The organism is Aliivibrio sifiae (genome assembly GCF_002954715.1).
Lineage (GTDB): Bacteria > Pseudomonadota > Gammaproteobacteria > Enterobacterales > Vibrionaceae > Aliivibrio > Aliivibrio sifiae.
The window spans coordinates 369,481-387,001 of record NZ_MSCP01000003.1 but is presented as its reverse complement, the minus strand read 5'-3'; the positions used below and the strand labels follow the sequence as shown (position 1 = coordinate 387,001).

Sequence of the window (17,521 nt, the reverse complement as noted above, 5' to 3'; positions counted from 1 at the left end):
CCTCAGTGTCAAGCACTTATTTGAAACTTAATTTTTAAACCATCTTACTAACTCTGATTGCGAATCCCTTATGGGATGGGCTCTCCGTGTCAGTGAGGTCGCATTATAGAGAGTTAGATCACATTGGCAAGCTCTTTTTAAAGATAATTTCATATTTACGTTTTTATGGTTAAAGTACGAACAAATCAATGCTAAATTATCTTAATTAGCTCATTTTATTAACAGTAAGTTATCATTTTTAAGAGATATCATATGAAATCGTCATTACGCAGTTATAAATCCATCTTTCCTACTCTAGGTTTACGAACATATATAGACCCATCTAGCGTTTTAATTGGGGATATAAAAATTGGAGATGACTCTAGTGTGTGGCCTTTAGTTGCAGCAAGGGGAGATGTTAACTCAATTATTATTGGCCTTCGTACGAATATTCAAGATGGAGCAGTCTTACACGTAACTCATAAAAGCCAAGAAAACCCCAAAGGTGCACCATTGCTTATTGGAGATGATGTGACAATAGGACATAAAGTAATGCTTCATGGCTGTGAAATACAAAATCGTGTACTTGTAGGGATGGGGAGTATTATTTTGGATAATGCCATTATTGAATCAGATGTCATGATTGGAGCAGGCAGTTTAGTCCCACCAAATAAAATACTCAAAAGTGGCTACCTTTATATAGGCAGCCCAGTAAAACAAATTCGAGAGTTATCCGTAGAAGAAATTACCTTTTTAAAAAAATCGGCAATGAATTACGTTTCATTCAAAGATGACTATATAGAAGAAGCTAATTAATAATAATTTCACCAGAGGCATTGAATTCTTCATCTTCTATCAATGCTTCTGCTTGCTCTTCAACATCAAAACGATATTCTTCAAAAATACGTAATGCATCAATGTCATTTGTTATCTCTTCGTCACTCTCAGACTCAAGCCATGAAATTGCAACGCGGCATCGAATTAAATTTCCCATCTGCTGAGCAGAGAATAAGACAGTTTGTGTCTCTTCATTCCATTGAGCATCGTCACTAAAAAGGATTGACTGATTCATTTAAATACCTTCTAAGTTTTTTCGTAATTCACGCAATATCTGTTTCCCACCAGGACGAAGACCTCGCCACACAGTAAAACTTTCCGCGGCTTGCCCAACGAGCATTCCTAGTCCGTCATAAGCTTGGTGTGCATGGTGTTTTAATGCCCATTGGTTAAATACCGTTTTTCCTTGACCATACATCATGTCATAGCTAATCGTATTTTTAGAAAAAATTGTTCCACTGATATCTGGTAGCTGTCCAGATAAGCTTGCTGACGTCGAGTTAATAACTACATCAAATGATTCATCAACCTCATTCATCCGTACTGCATTAATAGTTCCGTAATTTGAAAAGATAGTAGCCAGTGTTTCTGCTTTTTCATAAGTACGATTTACGACAGTAATAGAAGAGGGGTTTTGCTTTAATAAAGGAAGAAGCACTCCACGAGCCGCACCGCCTGCACCTATTAATAAGATGCGCTTACCTTGAAGTGGGATTTGGTATTGCAGTAAATCTTGAACGAGCCCTTCGCCATCAGTATTGTCGCCCAAAACAATTCCATCATCTAATTTCTTTAATGTATTAACCGCACCAGCTAGTTTTGCTCGCTCTGTTAATTGGTTTGCAAATTGAAATGCTTCTTCTTTAAAAGGGACAGTAATATTACAACCTTTCCCACCGTTAGCAAAAAAATCAGTTACTGCATCTAGAAAACCATCCACAGGAGCCTCAATAGCAACATACTCTAAAGATTGAATTGTCTGACGCGCAAATAAGGTATGTATAAAGGGAGATTTACTTTGTGTTATTGGATTACCAAAAACAGCATACTTATCCATAAGTGATTCCTTTCAATAAATAACGTTAATTAAGTCACCTTACCTTAAAGAAATAATAGATGCATTAGCCTTGGCGTAATGTGTTTCCTGTTTTTGCATCACGAATTTCCGTAGGCTGAGTTCTATTACCTACCTCTCCCTCAAAAATAACGACTCCGGTATCACCTAACTGTTCCTTAACTTCAGATACGGTTCGACAAGGTTCATAACCAGAAAGATTTGCGCTTGTAGAGGTAATCGGTTTTCCAAATGCTGAACAAATCGCTTTAACCTGTTCATGAGCAGTAACTCGAACTGCGATACTATCAAACTGACCAATAACTAAAGAATGTGTCTTTTGGTTTACAGGAACAATCCATGTCACAGGCCCTGGCCATGTCGATTTTATCTGTTCTATTTGCTTATTCTCTAGCTGAGAAAAATCAACATAAGGAAGTAACTGCTCAATAGAAGCGGCGATCAATATTAATCCTTTCTCTTGAGGGCGTTGTTTAACCACTAATAGCTTATGGATTGCAGATTCATTATCTGGATCACAGCCAACACCAAAAACACCTTCTGTCGGGTAGGCGATAACATCACCATTATTTAAGGCTTTTACGACTAGATCTAGATTCTTCACTCTTACACCATTAATTAGACTAAATTAGTCTCTCTATTCTATTGATAAGATGAAATCAAACAACTGCTTTCCATTTTTCAATTGTCAATAATCGTTAATAACTTGTACTTTTCCTTACGCAAACGTTTCCCTTGGCATCAAATACCCATATAATGCTGCCAACTTTTTATATATTGCCAATATCTTTATCCAAGGAGTTCACAATGAAAGTCGGTATTATCATGGGTTCAAAATCAGACTGGCCAACAATGAAACTAGCTGCTGAAATGCTTGATCGTTTTAATGTTCCTTATGAAACAAAAGTAGTTTCAGCTCATAGAACTCCACAGCTACTTGCTGACTATGCAACCCAAGCAAAAGATCGTGGTATCAAAGTTATTATTGCTGGAGCTGGTGGGGCTGCTCACCTCCCTGGAATGGCAGCTGCATTTACTAGCATTCCCGTTCTTGGTGTTCCTGTTCAATCTAAAGCATTAAAAGGAATGGATTCTCTTCTTTCTATCGTCCAAATGCCAAAAGGCATCGCAGTAGGTACTCTTGCAATTGGTGAAGCAGGAGCTGCCAATGCAGGTATTCTTGCAGCTCAAATCATTGGAACATCAAACGAAGAAGTGATGGCCTCTGTTGAAGCATTCCGTAAAGAGCAAACAGAGACTGTATTAGCAAACCCAGATCCATCAGAGGACTAATCATGAAAGTGCTTGTACTCGGTTCAGGTCAACTCGCTCGTATGATGGCGCTTGCAAGTGCACCATTGAATATTGAAATTATTGCTTATGACGTAAATAACCAAAATGTTGTACATCCATTAACTCAGCAGCTTATTAATTTATCATTAGAACAAGCTATTGATGACGTTACGGTAATTACTGCTGAGTTCGAACATATTCCACATGATATTTTAGATATATGTAGCCAAAGTGGAAAATTTCAGCCAAATCCTGATGCAATAAAAGCAGGAGGAGATCGTCGCTTAGAAAAAGCTCTTTTGGACAATGCTAAAGTATCTAATGCCAAATACCACATCATCAATACAAAAGAAGATTTCTTAAACGCAATTGATATTGTTGGACTTCCAATGGTATTAAAAAGCGCACTTGGTGGCTATGATGGCAAAGGCCAATGGCGCTTAAAAGAACACGACCAAGTAAACCAAGTTTGGAATGAAATGGAAGAACTTATAAAGAGTTCACCAAACCAAGCAATGGTTGCTGAACAATTCATTCCATTTAATCGTGAAGTTTCCCTGATCGGTGCTCGTAATAAAAATGGTGATATGGTGACATATCCTCTAACAGAGAATGTTCACGTTGATGGCGTGCTCGCACTATCAACAGCCTTAGAGGGTACCAGTGAATTACAACAGCAAGCCGATAAGATGTTTTCAGCTATCGCTGATGAACTTAACTATATAGGTGTGCTTGCAATTGAGTTCTTTGATGTCAATGGACAACTGCTAGTAAATGAAATTGCACCTCGAGTTCATAACTCTGGTCACTGGACACAACAAGGTACTGATGTTTGTCAATTTGAAATGCACATACGAGCTGTATGTAATTTACCTCTAAACGGTACTGAGCTACTTAGATCAACAGCAATGATCAATATTCTAGGCGAAGATTCTTTACCAAAAAATATACTCACGATGCCCAACTGCCATGTTCATTGGTATGGTAAAGAAAAAAGGGCTGGAAGAAAAATGGGACACATAAACGTATGCGCCTCATCTTCAGAAAATCTACAAAAGGAATTAGCTACACTATCAACAATATTAGACAATGACGCTTTCCCTGTTCTTGCATAACACTATTGATATAGAGTAACTCTATCTATTTTTTGGAATAGTTATCGAGTTACTCTTACTTCTCTTGTATCGCACTACATTTTTTATCTGCACAAACAAGCTTTGCACCTGCCGCTGTCTCTTTCTTCAATAATAAAGAAAAACCACACTCTTGGCAGTTACCACTCTGAGGTTCTAAATTAACGACAAACCGACAATTTGGATACCCATCACACGCATAAAATGTTTTACCAAAACGTGATTTTTTTTCATGTAGAAGCCCTTTATGACAGCTAGGACAAGCAATATACTCTTTCGGTTCTTCTTTTTTTTGCTCTAATGATTCAATGTGTGTACATTCAGGAAAAGAAGAACACCCGACAAACATCCCATAACGACCTTGCCTTAGTACTAATTCACTGCCACATATAGGGCAAGGTATGCCAAGTTCTTTAACTACATGCCCATCATTACTTTTTAATGGACGAATATAATTACATTCAGGGTAATTTTGACACCCTAAAAATGACCCTCTTTTACCGTAACGAATAGCTAATTCACCACGGCATTCAGGACAAGATTCATGTTCTAAAGCGTGCTCATGAGCTTTAAATAATTGCTTATCTATTTTTCCAGACATTCAACAAAACCTTAATGCGTCATGCCTATATCAGCAGTATAAAGTAACTCTTCCATCTGTGTGTAAGCACTCTCTTGACCTGGGACGTTAAATAACACCATTAACACAACCCACTTTAAGTCGTCTAAAGACAATTCATCCGTTTCTAAAGCCATTACTTGTTCGATAACCATTTCTCTGGTTTCGCTAGTAAGTACTTTTATTTGCTCTAAGAAAAGTAAAAAACCACGACAAGCAGTATCAATACCCTCAATTTCTTGTTGAGTGTAAATACGCATTGAAGTTGATGTGCTTTTTTCTATATGTGTATAAGAATCGTCTTCTTGTAAACGAGCTAAGTCTTCCAACCAATCCAGTGCTTTATAGACTGCGTCTTGATGGAACCCGGCTTTAAGTAACTCATCTTCTAATTTTTCTTGATCCACACTGAGTTCAACATCACTATGGATATATGTTTCAAATAGATACATAAGAACATCCATCATGGCTAGCCCCTCCGCTTTTTAATATAACCACCTGGGACTGCAGCGATGAAACCTTGCAACTCTAATTCAAGTAATTGCATCATGATTTCATGTACAGGCATCTGACACCGCTCTGCGATAATATCAACAGGCGTCGCCTCACTGCCTACGGTAGCGAACACTTCGGGAAATGGCAATTGTTCTGTGATAACTTCTTGTTCAAATAATGACGGTTGGTGAGATATTGCACACTCAGTTAAGGCACCTATTTCATCAAAAATATCTTCAGGAGAAGAAACTAACTTAGCACCTGCTTTTATTAATCCATTAGATCCTTTTGCTGTTGGATTTTGTATTGAACCAGGAAGAGCAAAAACTTCACGACCTTGCTCATTTGCATACCTTGCCGTAATTAAAGATCCCGAGCGTTCTGCAGCTTCAACCACTAGAACACCTGTAGATAAACCACTAATAATACGATTACGTCTTGGGAAATTATCAGCCCTTGGTGGCGCATCCGGACGAAATTCAGAAACAAGCGCACCGTTTTCAATTACTCGATGAGCCAATGATCGGTGTTTTGCTGGATATATGTTATCTAAGCCTGAGCCCAACACGGCAATTGTCTTTCCTTTTGCTTCAATAGCCCCATGATGAGCATAACCATCAACACCTAACGCGAGACCACTGGTTACAACGTAATTATGTTGAACAATGGAGTGAGCAAATTGCTTAGCACAATCTAACCCCTCCAAACTGGCATTACGGCTACCAACAATTGCCACTTGAGGCTCTGACAGCGTAAGAGGGTCTCCTTTAATAAATAAAATTGGAGGAGGTGCACTGATCTCTGAAAGCAGCTTGGGATATATAGGACTACTTAATGGCAAGATAGTATGAGTATCACTTTTCTCTTGCCACTCTAAACACTTATTAACATCTTTATGTTGAGAGCATTGAAGGTATCTTATTTGCGTTGATGACAACCCCAAAGCAGTAAGTTGATCGGTATTGTAGTTCAGTATGTTTTCTGGTGAATCAATCGCCCGTAAACGAGTCATTACCTTTCCACCAACTCGAGGACAAAAACATAAAGTAAGCCAAGCTGATAAATGTACTTCTGAAATTGTCATTATCTAATTACTCTTTGTTTGGAGAGATCGCTATCACTCCTTTATGTATTGGCATTTCACTTCGAGTAATAAGCGCTAGACTGAATTTTTCATAAGGTCGAATTACGATCAGCTCTCCAATTTTAGTCTGTGGCAATTGGAGACTATTTTTATTTTTTCCCTTATCGAGATCATAATAATATTCCCCTTTATTCCCCTTAACGACATTACCTTCTTCTTTAAGAGAAAACATACTGCCTTGCAATAAACCATCATTAGTTCCTCTATCGATAACCGCTACCTGATTTACTGCGAGATACTCACCACCATCTATTGATCCCAATATTGAAACTCCCATACCTTTTGGTGCAGGTTGTGGATAAAAAGTCGTTGTTAGTTCTTTATTAATGTCACCAGATGTAATTGGAAGTACAACATCATTAATCGCAATTTCTTGTTGTTGCTTAATAACTTTTAATCCACTCATCTCTTTTGTTGTTTCAGCTAACTCAGCCAAACCAACCAATCGAAGCGCATAAGAGGTTTCTTTCGTATCTTTTCGAGAGAATTCATTTACTGTTCGATAAATACCCCATTCCTTATGCTCTAATTCAGCATCGACATATACTCGCTCATTCCCACTCAAGAATTTTCGTCCATCACTGGTTCCAAGAACTCGATATGCTTCTTTATAATTAGTCGCATCAATCAATCGATCTGATTGCAAATAAGGAACAACCAAGCTAGTTGGCAAGGTAGGTACAGGCTCTTTAATTACTGTTCGCATCTTAGGTGAGAGTTTTTTTAATGGCTTAACACTCAGGACAGGGTTGCCGTTCTGCCAAGTCAAACTAAGTTCATCGCCGGGATAAATTAAATGAGGATTATTTATCTCTGGATTGATTTTCCATAATTTTGGCCAAAACCAAGGATTATCCAAAAACAATGCGGATATATCCCAAAGTGTATCCCCCTTTTTAACGGTATAATTACTGGGATAATCTTGTTTTAGCACCAATTTTTCTTCATTTGAAAATGAAGGTAATGAGAAGATAATGGCACTACAAAATGAAGTAAAAATGAATAATTTTTTAAACATGGTCCGCTTTCCTTATCAGACATTTGAACCGATGCTGTCATTTGCTTAATAAAATGTCTAGAATTGGAGCTATTAGGTTTATGCCGTTTACGGCGCAGTTCAATATTTAGAGTAATTATGGCTTTATTAGAAGTATTAACGTTTCCGGACGATCGTCTACGTACAGTAGCAAAACCGGTAGAAGCAGTGACTCCTGAAATTCAAAAATTCATTGATGACATGATTGAAACCATGTACGACGAAGAAGGCATTGGTCTTGCTGCAACACAGGTCGATTTCCATCAACGTATCGTCGTTATCGATGTGTCAGACACTCGTGACGAACCAATGGTATTAATCAATCCAGTTATCACACAAAAAAGTGGTGATGATGGCATTGAAGAGGGTTGCTTATCAGTTCCTGGAGCAAAAGGGTTAGTACCTCGCTCTGCAGAAGTGTCTGTAACTGCACTTGACCGTGATGGTAAAGAATTTAGCTTTGATGCTGATGATTTATTAGCGATCTGTGTTCAGCATGAATTAGATCACCTTGATGGCAAACTTTTTGTAGACTACCTATCGCCATTAAAGCGTAAGCGCATCAAAGAAAAGTTAGAGAAGATCAAAAAATTCAATGCTAAAAACTAGCCATAAATACCGAGGTTCCTTTTGAGTAAACCATTACGCATTATTTTTGCGGGCACACCTGATTTCGCCGCTCGCCATTTATCTGCACTAGTCAATTCTCATCACGAGGTGATTGGTGTATATACTCAACCAGATCGTCCTGCTGGTCGTGGTAAAAAGCTAACGGCAAGTCCTGTTAAAGAATTGGCTCTTGAACACAATATTCCCGTGTTCCAGCCTGAAAACTTTAAAAGTGACGAAGCAAAGCAAGAACTTGCCGATCAAAATGCTGATTTAATGGTTGTGGTTGCTTATGGGCTACTGTTGCCGCAAGCCGTTCTTGATACACCTAAATTAGGTTGTATTAACGTTCATGGTTCAATTTTACCTCGCTGGCGTGGTGCCGCTCCTATCCAACGTTCAATTTGGGCTGGAGATGCAGAAACAGGCGTCACCATTATGCAAATGGACATCGGTTTAGATACGGGTGACATGCTGAGTATTGCAACATTGCCAATTGAAGCGACTGATACCAGCGCATCAATGTACAATAAGTTAGCTGAACTTGGTCCTGTTGCTTTAGTTGACTGTTTATCTACGATTGCGAACGGTACTGCGGTTGCAGAAAAGCAAAACGATGAACAAGCTAATTACGCGAAGAAACTTAGCAAAGAAGAAGCTAAGATTGATTGGACTATGGATGCAGACACCATTGAACGTTGTGTCCGTGCTTTTAATCCTTGGCCAATGAGTCATTTCTCTGTAGAAGATAAAGCGATTAAAGTATGGCAATCTCGTGTAGAAACATACACAGGGAATGCAACACCAGGTACTATTATTCAAGCAGATAAGACAGGTATCTATGTTACAACAGGTTCAAATGCGATTGTATTTGAACAACTGCAAGTTCCTGGTAAAAAAGCGATGGGCGTTCAAGATATCTTGAACTCTCGTAAAGAATGGTTCGAAGTGGGTAATATACTTAACTAATTCTTCAAAACATAAAAAAGGTGGCATAATCGCCACCTTACTTTTTAAATGGCAAATATTGTATTTGCCATTTTATTTTTGCCAATCATATTTTAGGTGATGACATGAACGTTCGTGCTGCGGCAGCCAAAGTTATTTATCAAGTTGTCGATCAGGGTCATTCTCTCTCTTCAGCGCTTCCAAAAGCTCAATCCGAAATAAAACCTCGTGACCAAGCTTTATTGCAAGAGATTTGCTATGGCGTATTGCGCTTTCTTCCTCGTTTGGAATCTGTTGCTCAATCTCTTATGGATAAGCCACTGAAAGGGAAACAACGTGTTTTTCACCACCTTATCTTAGTCGGTATTTATCAACTAAGTTTCATGCGTATACCTGCTCATGCTGCGGTTGGCGAAACGGTTGAAGGCACTAAAAACCTAAAAGGTCCAAAACTACGTGGTTTAATCAATGGCGTTCTTCGTAGCTATCAACGTAACCAAGAAGAATTGGATGCTAAATCAATCAGTCACGATTCAGGTAAATATGGTCACCCAGGCTGGTTGCTAAAAATGCTAAAAGAAGCGTACCCAGAACAATGGGAATCAATTGTTGAAGCAAACAACAACAAAGCACCAATGTGGTTACGAGTAAATAGCCAACACCACACTCGTGACGAGTATATTGATCTACTTAAAAAAGAAGAGATTGAAGTAACACCACACAACCAAGCGACAGACGCTTTATTATTAGATAAAGCACGCGATGTATTTACACTACCAGGCTTTGAGCAAGGCTGGGTATCAGTTCAAGATGCTGCAGCTCAATTATCGGCTGAGTACTTACAACCACAAGATGGTGAACTAATCCTTGATTGCTGTGCTGCTCCTGGTGGCAAAACTGCACATATTTTAGAACGAACTAAAAATACAAATGTTGTGGCTATCGATTGTGATGAAACTCGCTTAACTCGCGTGTATGAAAACTTAGAACGCCTTAACTTAAGCGCAAAAGTTATTTGTGGTGATGCTCGTTATCCTGAACAATGGTGGCAGGGTGAGCAATTCGACCGTATTTTATTAGATGCACCTTGTTCTGCAACTGGTGTTATTCGTCGTCATCCAGACATTAAATGGTTACGTCGTTCAGAAGATATTAAAGCGCTTGCTGAGCTGCAAAGTGAAATATTTGATGCAATGTGGTTACAGTTAAAATCTGGCGGCACCATGGTGTATGCAACATGTTCAATCACACCACAAGAAAACTGCGATCAAGTAAAAGCCTTTTTAGAGCGTACAGAAAACGCCTCTTTGATAGATAATACCGATCCTGCAAAACCAGGGCGTCAAATTCTTCCGGGTGAAGAAAATATGGACGGCTTCTATTACGCTGTTCTACAAAAAGCATAATCTATATACGAGCGAGCAAGCGGCATGAAAATCATAATCTTAGGTGCGGGGCAGGTTGGCGGCACATTAGCTGAAAACTTGGTTGGCGAAAACAACGACATTACGGTTGTTGATAAGAGTTCTGAACGACTGCGTGAGTTACAAGATAAATACGACTTACGTGTGGTTCAAGGATTTGCAAGTCATCCTGACACATTAAGAGAAGCGGGTGCACAAGATGCAGATATGTTGGTTGCTGTAACCAATTCTGATGAAACCAATATGATTGCTTGTCAGATCGCATTTACCATTTTCAATACACCTAACCGTATTGCTCGTATTCGTTCGCCTGAATACCTAAAAGAAAAAGAGCGATTATTTCAATCGGATGCAATTCCGGTTGATCACTTAATTGCTCCTGAAGAGTTAGTGACTGGCTATATTGAACGCCTTATTGAATATCCTGGCGCACTTCAAGTTGCGAGTTTTGCAGAGAAAAAAGTCAGTCTTGTTGCGGTAAAAGCCTACTATGGTGGTCCACTTGTCGGTAATGCACTTTCTGCACTTCGTGACCACATGCCTCACATTGATACTCGTGTTGCAGCTATTTTCCGTCAAGGTCGCCCTATTCGCCCTCAAGGAACAACGGTTATCGAAGCCGATGACGAAGTGTTCTTCGTTGCGGCAAGTAATCACATTCGTTCTGTCATGAGTGAATTACAACGTTTAGAGCGTCCATACAAACGAATTATGATTGTTGGTGGCGGTAATATCGGAGCAGGTCTTGCGAGACGTTTAGAACAAAATTACAGCGTTAAACTTATTGAACGTAATATGAAACGCGCAGAACAACTATCAGAATTGCTTGAAGAAAGTATCGTCTTCTGTGGCGATGCTGCCGATCAAGAGTTACTTAGTGAAGAGCATATCGACCAAGTTGATGTCTTCATTGCTGTAACCAACGAAGATGAAGCCAATATCATGTCAGCCATGCTCGCTAAACGCATGGGTGCTAAAAAAGTGATGGTGCTGATCCAACGTGGCGCTTATGTCGATTTAGTTCAAGGTGGCGTGATTGATGTTGCCATTTCTCCGCAACAAGCGACAATCTCTGCGCTATTAACTCATGTTCGTCGTGCTGATATCGTAAATGTATCTTCTCTTCGTCGTGGTGCAGCAGAAGCGATTGAAGCCATTGCCCACGGTGATGAAACTACCTCTAAAGTTGTTGGTAAAGAAGTACAACACATCAAACTTCCACCAGGTACTACTATTGGTGCAATTGTTCGTGGCGAAGAAGTTCTCATCGCACACGATAAGACTGTGATCGAACAGGATGATCACGTTGTTATGTTCCTAGTGGATAAAAAATACGTTCAGGATGTTGAGCGTTTATTCCAACCGAGTCCGTTCTTCTTGTAATTATGGTTAACTACAAACCGATCTTATTTGTTATAGGGCTTGTGCTATCTAAGCTAGCCCTATTCATGTATATCCCAACCCTTGTTGCCTTATTTACTGGTACTGGTGGTTTTATCGAATTTGCACAAGCGGTTGCTATTACACACATAGTGGCATTTGCTTGTTTAACTTTGGGCCGCAGTAAACAGTTTAAGATGAACGTGCGGGATATGTTCCTTATCACAACACTCGTATGGACAATCGCTAGTGCCTTTGCTGCACTTCCTTTTGTATTCATTAATCACATCAGTTTTACCGACGCTTACTTTGAAACCATGTCAGGGATAACCACAACGGGTTCAACGGTTCTCAGTGGCTTAGATGATATGGCACCGAGCATTTTATTATGGCGTTCAACATTACAGTGGCTTGGTGGTGTTGGTTTTATTGTAATGGCTGTGGCTATTCTTCCTATGCTTAATGTCGGTGGTATGCGGCTGTTCCAAACTGAATCTTCCGATTGGTCAGACAAAAGTGCTCCAAGAACTAAATACGTCGCTAAATACATAGTTAACGTCTATCTCAGCTTAACCTTGTTATGTTTTTTAAGTTATTTAGTCACAGGAATGACACCATTTGAAGCAATAAACCATGCCTTCACTACACTATCGACAGGTGGTTATTCAACATCAGATAGCTCAATGAATCGATTTTCCAACAGCACTCATTGGGTCGCTTCTTTCTTTATGTTTGCTGGCGGTTTGCCTTTCTTACTGTTTATTCAAGTTCTTAAAAAACGCGATCCCAAGGTTCTATTTAAAGATGCTCAAGTGGTTGGTTACCTTAAACTAATCTTAATAACTAGCTTATTAATTGCAGCTTGGTTAGTCATCCATAATGATTATGAAATCATGGACGCATTGCGAGTGTCTGTATTTAACATCATTTCGGTGGTAACTACGACGGGCTTTGGTTTAGATGACTTCACGGCATGGGGAGCGTTTCCTGCCATCATTTTTGCCTTCGTAATGTTGACGGGGGCATGTTCTGGCTCAACAGCGGGCGGAATTAAAGTTTTCCGCTTTCAAATTGCCTCAACCATGCTTAATAAACAGATGATGAAACTTATTCACCCATCGGGGATATTTGTTCAACGTTATAATGGACGCCCAGTAACTGACGATATTGCCCGCTCGGTAGTTGCTTTAGTATTTACCTTCATTTTAACCATCATCGTTATCTCGGCGCTATTAGGCAGCTTAGGTCTTGACCCAGTAACAAGCATAACGAGTGCAGTGACGGCAGTAGCTAACGTTGGCCCAGGTATGGGGCACATTGTTGGTCCAACAGGGAACTTTGCCACATTGCCTGATGCCGCAAAATGGATATTAAGTATTGGTATGTTAATGGGACGACTAGAGATTCTAACGGTATTAGTCTTATTTTTCCCTGCATTCTGGAAAGGATAACTAAGCCTTAATTTGATACAAAAATGGCGCTAGAGCTTCTTTATAAAAGTATCTCTAGCGCCATTTTTTATAGTAAGAAAGGGAACTTAAACCGGCTTCACATAATAGTAAATCGATAGAAATTGAGTAATACAACCACCTAATACAAATAGATGCCAAATTGCATGATTGTATGGGATCTTCTTCGCGACATAAAAAATAACCCCTAAAGAATAAATCACACCACCAAGGCCTAATAAAATAACGCCATTAATATCTATATGAATGACTAACTGATAAACCGCAATAACGGATAACCACCCCATAACAAGATAAGTTATTAGCGACAGTTTTTTAAACCGATACACAAAAACAATCTTGCCTATAATTCCAATCAAAGCAATCGCCCAAATAACAGCCATTAACCAATAGGCTAGAGGGGTACGTAAACTCACTAATAGATAGGGAGTGTAACTACCTGCGATAAGCAAAAATATGGCACAGTGATCAAGGGTTTTTAATAAACGCTTTGCTTTAGGTGCTGCAATAGAATGGTATAGCGTTGAAGCCAAAAACAGTAAAATAATACTAATACCATAAACAGACATACTTGCCATTGTGAGCCAATCTGCATCGACAGCATATGCCTTAACAAGCAATAATATTAATGCAACAACACCAAAAATAAGTCCTAAACCATGAGTTAGGCTATTGGCTAATTCTTCTTTTTTTGAATAAGGGGTAGGAGTAGACATTAATTATCCCATAGAGTGATTACTCGATAAGATAAGTATGCCACATTTAAGCGTACAGTTGTAAGCTTAAATGTGGCAATTTTTCACCAAAATAATGAATTATGTTGTTTGATTTAAGAAATCAATAACTTGTTGACCAGCATCTTCTGGCGATAGTTTTGTTGAGAGCACTAATTTACGCTTTAAATCTCCATTACTTAACACTGAAGATAATAGGCTCAATACTCCTCCTTGGTGTCTTCTATCAACCTCAAACCACAACTCTAATTCGTCATTATTTCTATGTGCGATTAATTCAAGCTCACGCCAACGGCCATGGTATGGTCCATCAAAAGGAACAAATTCAAATTCTTGTACGAAAGGGAAATCAAATCCCTTTACATATTCACACTCAACTTGCCGAATTCGCAATCCTTCTGTTTCCAACGCAGTTAAAACGCCATCAAACAACGGTTCAGGACGAACGGTAATAGGGTCTTTATCTGTAGGATCCAATCCTAAAGAGATATCTAGCCCTGTTTGTACCCACACTTTGGCTTCACCAATTGTCACCGGTGTGTTGAGTGGTAAGTCTAATTCAATCTCAAATTTTCGTTCTTGTTTTGGCTCTATCATAAACGCATAAGGTAAACTCCAATCAGCTAACACATGAGTTTGTTTTATAATTTGTGTTTGAGAACCATTATCACGATTACGCTTAACTTCTTTTTTATATTGGCAACATAGTTTCAAATCAATATTATCAATTTGTTGAGCCGTTGCTCCGCCAGTTACTTCAACCGTCACCAGTACTTTTTGCCCTGGGATTAATACTTCATGATGAATAACCGTGTCTACATTCGCAGAACCAATGCCTAATGACGCCAACGTTTTCTTAAAAAAAGACATTTTTATCTCCTAACTCATCCATGTTTTATGCTGTTATTATTACCTAGATCGTAAAATTACGTTGAGATGCACCTCGACTAATTAACAGTTTATGATACCCTTAATGAGTGTTTTTTAAACACATAATCCTGACTATTTATTTGGATTGCGAAAGCTAGAAGAGAGTTCCATCTTGATGTAACTCATAAATAGTTAGGTCATTAATTTGGCCAAGGAAGTGCCTGGCTATAGAGATCAACAATGCGTCCTATGACTGTCAGGTTCTCACGCTCTGCTTCAACGCACAGCGTGGATCGTCGTCGCAGCCACTTTGTAAAAGTTGCGGTAACGAAAAAGAACGTCCCTGAAATGACTTTAGTAGTTTCAGAAAAACCAGAAACGCTAAAAGAAGTTTCATTCGCGGCATAAGCAAAAAGCGTGACCTACTGGTTGCGCTTTTTTTTCTTAAAACAACCGCAATATCGCACTTAACATCCTTTATAACTTAGATATACTAACCCTAATAATTATAGGGAGAATGCTCAATGAAATGTCACCGCGTTAATGAATTAATCGAATTAATCCACCCAGAATGGAAAAAAGAACCTGAACTTAATCTTATGCAGTTCATTGTGAAACTAGTAGAAGAAACGAAGTACGAAGGAAAGCTAGAAGACCTGACCGATGACGTTCTTATTTACCATCTAAAAATGCGTAACAGCGAAAAAACAGAAATGATCCCTGGCCTTGCAAAAGACCAAGAAGATGATTTTAAAACCGCTATTTTAAGAGCTCGCGGGCTGCTATAAATAACCATCAACGCTAACCTCTACTCTATACCCAAGTAATTTCTGAAACAGTTTCAATAACTCTTACTTGGGTATCTCAATAAAAATGATCGTTTCTCCCTCAAATAAAACACACTTTTTTAACTAAATTTGAACCTTCTTACGAACTCTACCTATTCATCAGGCTATAATTCAGCCGCAATGTCTTAATATCTCAAACAAACAAATAAGTAGTTATGCTCAATAAACTACGTTGAGATACCCATAAAAATAATAGGAAGAATAATGAGTCAGGATAAGATCGACATCAAAGATGTGACTCCAAAACAATTTAACCCCAAAACACATAAATCTAGCAGTGACCGCTTTAACCCTAATTCCGGTATTTATGTGCGTCAAAGTAAAGGTTCATTCCAAAAATTACGTCGCTACGGTGGCTGGTTTTTGCTTGCTCTCTTTGTTCTAACCCCTTGGATTTCATTCGGTGATCGCCAAGCCATTTTGTTAGATATTAGCAGTCAACAATTTAACTTTTTCGGCACAACGTTATTTCCTCAAGACCTCACATTACTTGCTCTATTATTTGTTATCGCAGCTTTCGGTCTCTTTTTTATTACCACCTTTTTAGGCCGTGTATGGTGTGGTTATCTGTGCCCTCAAACCGTTTGGACCTTTATGTATATTTGGTTTGAGGAAAAGTTAGAAGGTCCAGCCAATAAGAGACGTAAGCAAGATCAAATACCTATGACCTCTAATTTATTGGTCAGAAAAACCATTAAACACATAGCATGGATAACAATAGCTATCGCCACAGGATTAACTTTTGTTGGCTATTTCGTTCCAGTAAAAGAATTAGTGGTCGATTTCTTTACTTTTAATAGTGATTTTTTACCTGCGTTCTGGATACTCTTTTTTGCTGCTTGTACTTATGGTAATGCTGGATGGATGCGTTCTATTGTTTGTTTACATATGTGCCCTTATGCTCGCTTCCAATCTGCAATGTTCGATAGAGATACTTATATTGTTGGCTATGACCCTAAACGAGGCGAAAATCGAGGCCCAAGATCTCGTAAGAAAGATCATAAAGAACTAGGATTAGGTGATTGCATTGACTGTAATTTATGTGTTCAAGTTTGTCCTACAGGTATTGATATCCGAGATGGCTTACAATATGAATGTATTAACTGTGGGGCTTGTATTGATGCGTGTAACGAAACCATGGATAAAATGGGTTACGAAAAAGACCTTATTAGTTATACAACCGAACATAAACTCGCAGGTCATAAAACTCATATTATGCGTCCAAAACTGATTGGTTATGGGTTAATAATGGTTTTAATGATGGGTTTATTCTTTGCTCAAATTGCAACGGTAGATCCAATGGGGCTTGACGTCTTACGAGATAGAAATCAATTATCTCGAATTAACAATGCAGGATTAGTTGAAAATACCTACACATTAAAAATTATCAATAAGACGCAACAAAAACAAGATTACCACTTGTCTGTTATTGGTTTAGAGGGGGTGACTTGGTATGGTTCTGACAGTGTTAATGTCGACCCCGGAGAAGTGTTTAGTTTACCTATTAGCTTAGGTATTAGTGCTGATAATTTAACAGCACCGATTACCACTATTATTTTTGAAATTAAAAATGATGAACAACAAGTGATAAAAGCAGAAAGCCGTTTCTTTAAACCGCTATAATTACT

20 protein-coding genes are annotated in these 17,521 nt (G+C 38.8%); 11 read left to right on the top strand and 9 right to left on the bottom strand.

Annotated features, from left to right (window positions below; all coding sequences use genetic code 11):
- Window positions 1-252: 252 nt before the first annotated feature.
- The gene (locus BTO23_RS20165) at window positions 253-795 is read left to right on the top strand and encodes a gamma carbonic anhydrase family protein (protein ID WP_060993507.1); all 543 of its coding nucleotides are present in this window, start codon (window positions 253-255) and stop codon (window positions 793-795) included.
- Here the strand turns inward: BTO23_RS20165 and BTO23_RS20160 are convergent.
- From BTO23_RS20160 to tsaC, 3 genes are all read right to left on the bottom strand, one after another.
- Window positions 788-1,051: a DUF1488 family protein gene (locus BTO23_RS20160; protein WP_060993506.1), complete on the bottom strand. Its 264-nt coding sequence runs from the start codon at window positions 1,049-1,051 to the stop codon at window positions 788-790. The two genes, BTO23_RS20165 and BTO23_RS20160, sit on opposite strands and share 8 nt — an antisense overlap.
- A complete protein-coding gene (aroE, locus tag BTO23_RS20155) occupies window positions 1,052-1,873 on the bottom strand; it encodes a shikimate dehydrogenase (RefSeq protein ID WP_061005085.1) in 822 nt (273 codons plus the stop codon).
- A 64-nt stretch (window positions 1,874-1,937) separates the two neighbouring features.
- Window positions 1,938-2,495 (bottom strand): L-threonylcarbamoyladenylate synthase type 1 TsaC, encoded by a 558-nt coding sequence (tsaC, locus tag BTO23_RS20150; protein ID WP_060993504.1) that lies wholly within the window; start codon window positions 2,493-2,495, stop codon window positions 1,938-1,940.
- Window positions 2,496-2,698: 203 nt separating this feature from the next.
- Between tsaC and purE the strand changes: the two genes are divergently transcribed.
- Together purE and BTO23_RS20140 are read left to right on the top strand one after the other, a co-directional pair.
- Complete coding sequence (purE, locus tag BTO23_RS20145) at window positions 2,699-3,184, top strand: 5-(carboxyamino)imidazole ribonucleotide mutase (RefSeq protein WP_060993503.1); 486 nt, start codon at window positions 2,699-2,701, stop codon at window positions 3,182-3,184.
- Between the two features lie 2 nt (window positions 3,185-3,186).
- Entirely contained in the window at window positions 3,187-4,299 is a 1,113-nt protein-coding gene (locus tag BTO23_RS20140; RefSeq protein ID WP_061005083.1) for a 5-(carboxyamino)imidazole ribonucleotide synthase, read from the top strand.
- A gap of 55 nt (window positions 4,300-4,354) precedes the next feature.
- Here the strand turns inward: BTO23_RS20140 and BTO23_RS20135 are convergent, their stop codons facing one another.
- From BTO23_RS20135 to BTO23_RS20120, 4 genes are read right to left on the bottom strand one after another with little or no spacing between them, the layout of a single operon-like run.
- Window positions 4,355-4,918: a DNA topoisomerase family protein gene (locus BTO23_RS20135; protein WP_060993501.1), complete on the bottom strand. Its 564-nt coding sequence runs from the start codon at window positions 4,916-4,918 to the stop codon at window positions 4,355-4,357.
- An 11-nt stretch (window positions 4,919-4,929) separates the two neighbouring features.
- On the bottom strand, window positions 4,930-5,403 hold the full coding sequence (locus BTO23_RS20130) for a DUF494 family protein (RefSeq protein WP_060993500.1): 474 nt from the start codon (window positions 5,401-5,403) through the stop codon (window positions 4,930-4,932).
- A 2-nt stretch (window positions 5,404-5,405) separates the two neighbouring features.
- Entirely contained in the window at window positions 5,406-6,509 is a 1,104-nt protein-coding gene (gene dprA, locus BTO23_RS20125) for a DNA-processing protein DprA (protein ID WP_060993515.1), read from the bottom strand.
- A gap of 13 nt (window positions 6,510-6,522) precedes the next feature.
- Entirely contained in the window at window positions 6,523-7,593 is a 1,071-nt protein-coding gene (locus BTO23_RS20120) for a LysM peptidoglycan-binding domain-containing protein (protein WP_060993499.1), read from the bottom strand.
- Window positions 7,594-7,710: 117 nt separating this feature from the next.
- Between BTO23_RS20120 and def the strand changes: the two genes are divergently transcribed.
- The 5 genes from def (at window position 7,711) to BTO23_RS20095 (ending at window position 13,423) form a co-directional block, all read left to right on the top strand.
- Window positions 7,711-8,220, top strand: coding sequence for a peptide deformylase (gene def, locus BTO23_RS20115; protein WP_060993498.1), 510 nt, complete (start codon window positions 7,711-7,713; stop codon window positions 8,218-8,220).
- A gap of 21 nt (window positions 8,221-8,241) precedes the next feature.
- Complete coding sequence (gene fmt / locus BTO23_RS20110) at window positions 8,242-9,189, top strand: methionyl-tRNA formyltransferase (protein WP_060993497.1); 948 nt, start codon at window positions 8,242-8,244, stop codon at window positions 9,187-9,189.
- Between the two features lie 104 nt (window positions 9,190-9,293).
- Window positions 9,294-10,574 carry a 16S rRNA (cytosine(967)-C(5))-methyltransferase RsmB gene (rsmB, locus tag BTO23_RS20105; protein ID WP_060993496.1) on the top strand — a complete coding sequence of 427 codons (1,281 nt, stop codon included), beginning with the start codon at window positions 9,294-9,296 and terminating at the stop codon, window positions 10,572-10,574.
- Window positions 10,575-10,598: 24 nt separating this feature from the next.
- Complete coding sequence (gene trkA / locus BTO23_RS20100; protein ID WP_060993495.1) at window positions 10,599-11,975, top strand: Trk system potassium transporter TrkA; 1,377 nt, start codon at window positions 10,599-10,601, stop codon at window positions 11,973-11,975.
- Between the two features lie 2 nt (window positions 11,976-11,977).
- The gene (locus tag BTO23_RS20095) at window positions 11,978-13,423 is read left to right on the top strand and encodes a TrkH family potassium uptake protein (protein ID WP_060993494.1); all 1,446 of its coding nucleotides are present in this window, start codon (window positions 11,978-11,980) and stop codon (window positions 13,421-13,423) included.
- 86 nt (window positions 13,424-13,509) lie between these two features.
- Here BTO23_RS20095 and trhA read toward each other — a convergent pair whose 3' ends face one another.
- Both trhA and BTO23_RS20085 read right to left on the bottom strand, forming a co-directional pair.
- Window positions 13,510-14,157: a PAQR family membrane homeostasis protein TrhA gene (gene trhA / locus BTO23_RS20090; protein ID WP_060993493.1), complete on the bottom strand. Its 648-nt coding sequence runs from the start codon at window positions 14,155-14,157 to the stop codon at window positions 13,510-13,512.
- Window positions 14,158-14,256: 99 nt separating this feature from the next.
- Window positions 14,257-15,045, bottom strand: a complete 789-nt coding sequence (locus tag BTO23_RS20085) for a sporulation protein (RefSeq protein WP_061013314.1) — start codon at window positions 15,043-15,045, stop codon at window positions 14,257-14,259.
- A 240-nt stretch (window positions 15,046-15,285) separates the two neighbouring features.
- Here BTO23_RS20085 and BTO23_RS20080 point away from each other — a divergent pair, with 240 nt between their 5' ends.
- The 3 genes from BTO23_RS20080 (at window position 15,286) to ccoG (ending at window position 17,516) form a co-directional block, all read left to right on the top strand.
- A complete protein-coding gene (locus BTO23_RS20080; protein WP_105056613.1) occupies window positions 15,286-15,453 on the top strand; it encodes a hypothetical protein in 168 nt (55 codons plus the stop codon).
- 116 nt (window positions 15,454-15,569) lie between these two features.
- On the top strand, window positions 15,570-15,833 hold the full coding sequence (locus BTO23_RS20075) for a YihD family protein (protein ID WP_061005076.1): 264 nt from the start codon (window positions 15,570-15,572) through the stop codon (window positions 15,831-15,833).
- 264 nt (window positions 15,834-16,097) lie between these two features.
- Window positions 16,098-17,516 (top strand): cytochrome c oxidase accessory protein CcoG, encoded by a 1,419-nt coding sequence (gene ccoG, locus BTO23_RS20070; protein ID WP_061005074.1) that lies wholly within the window; start codon window positions 16,098-16,100, stop codon window positions 17,514-17,516.
- Window positions 17,517-17,521: the final 5 nt, after the last annotated feature.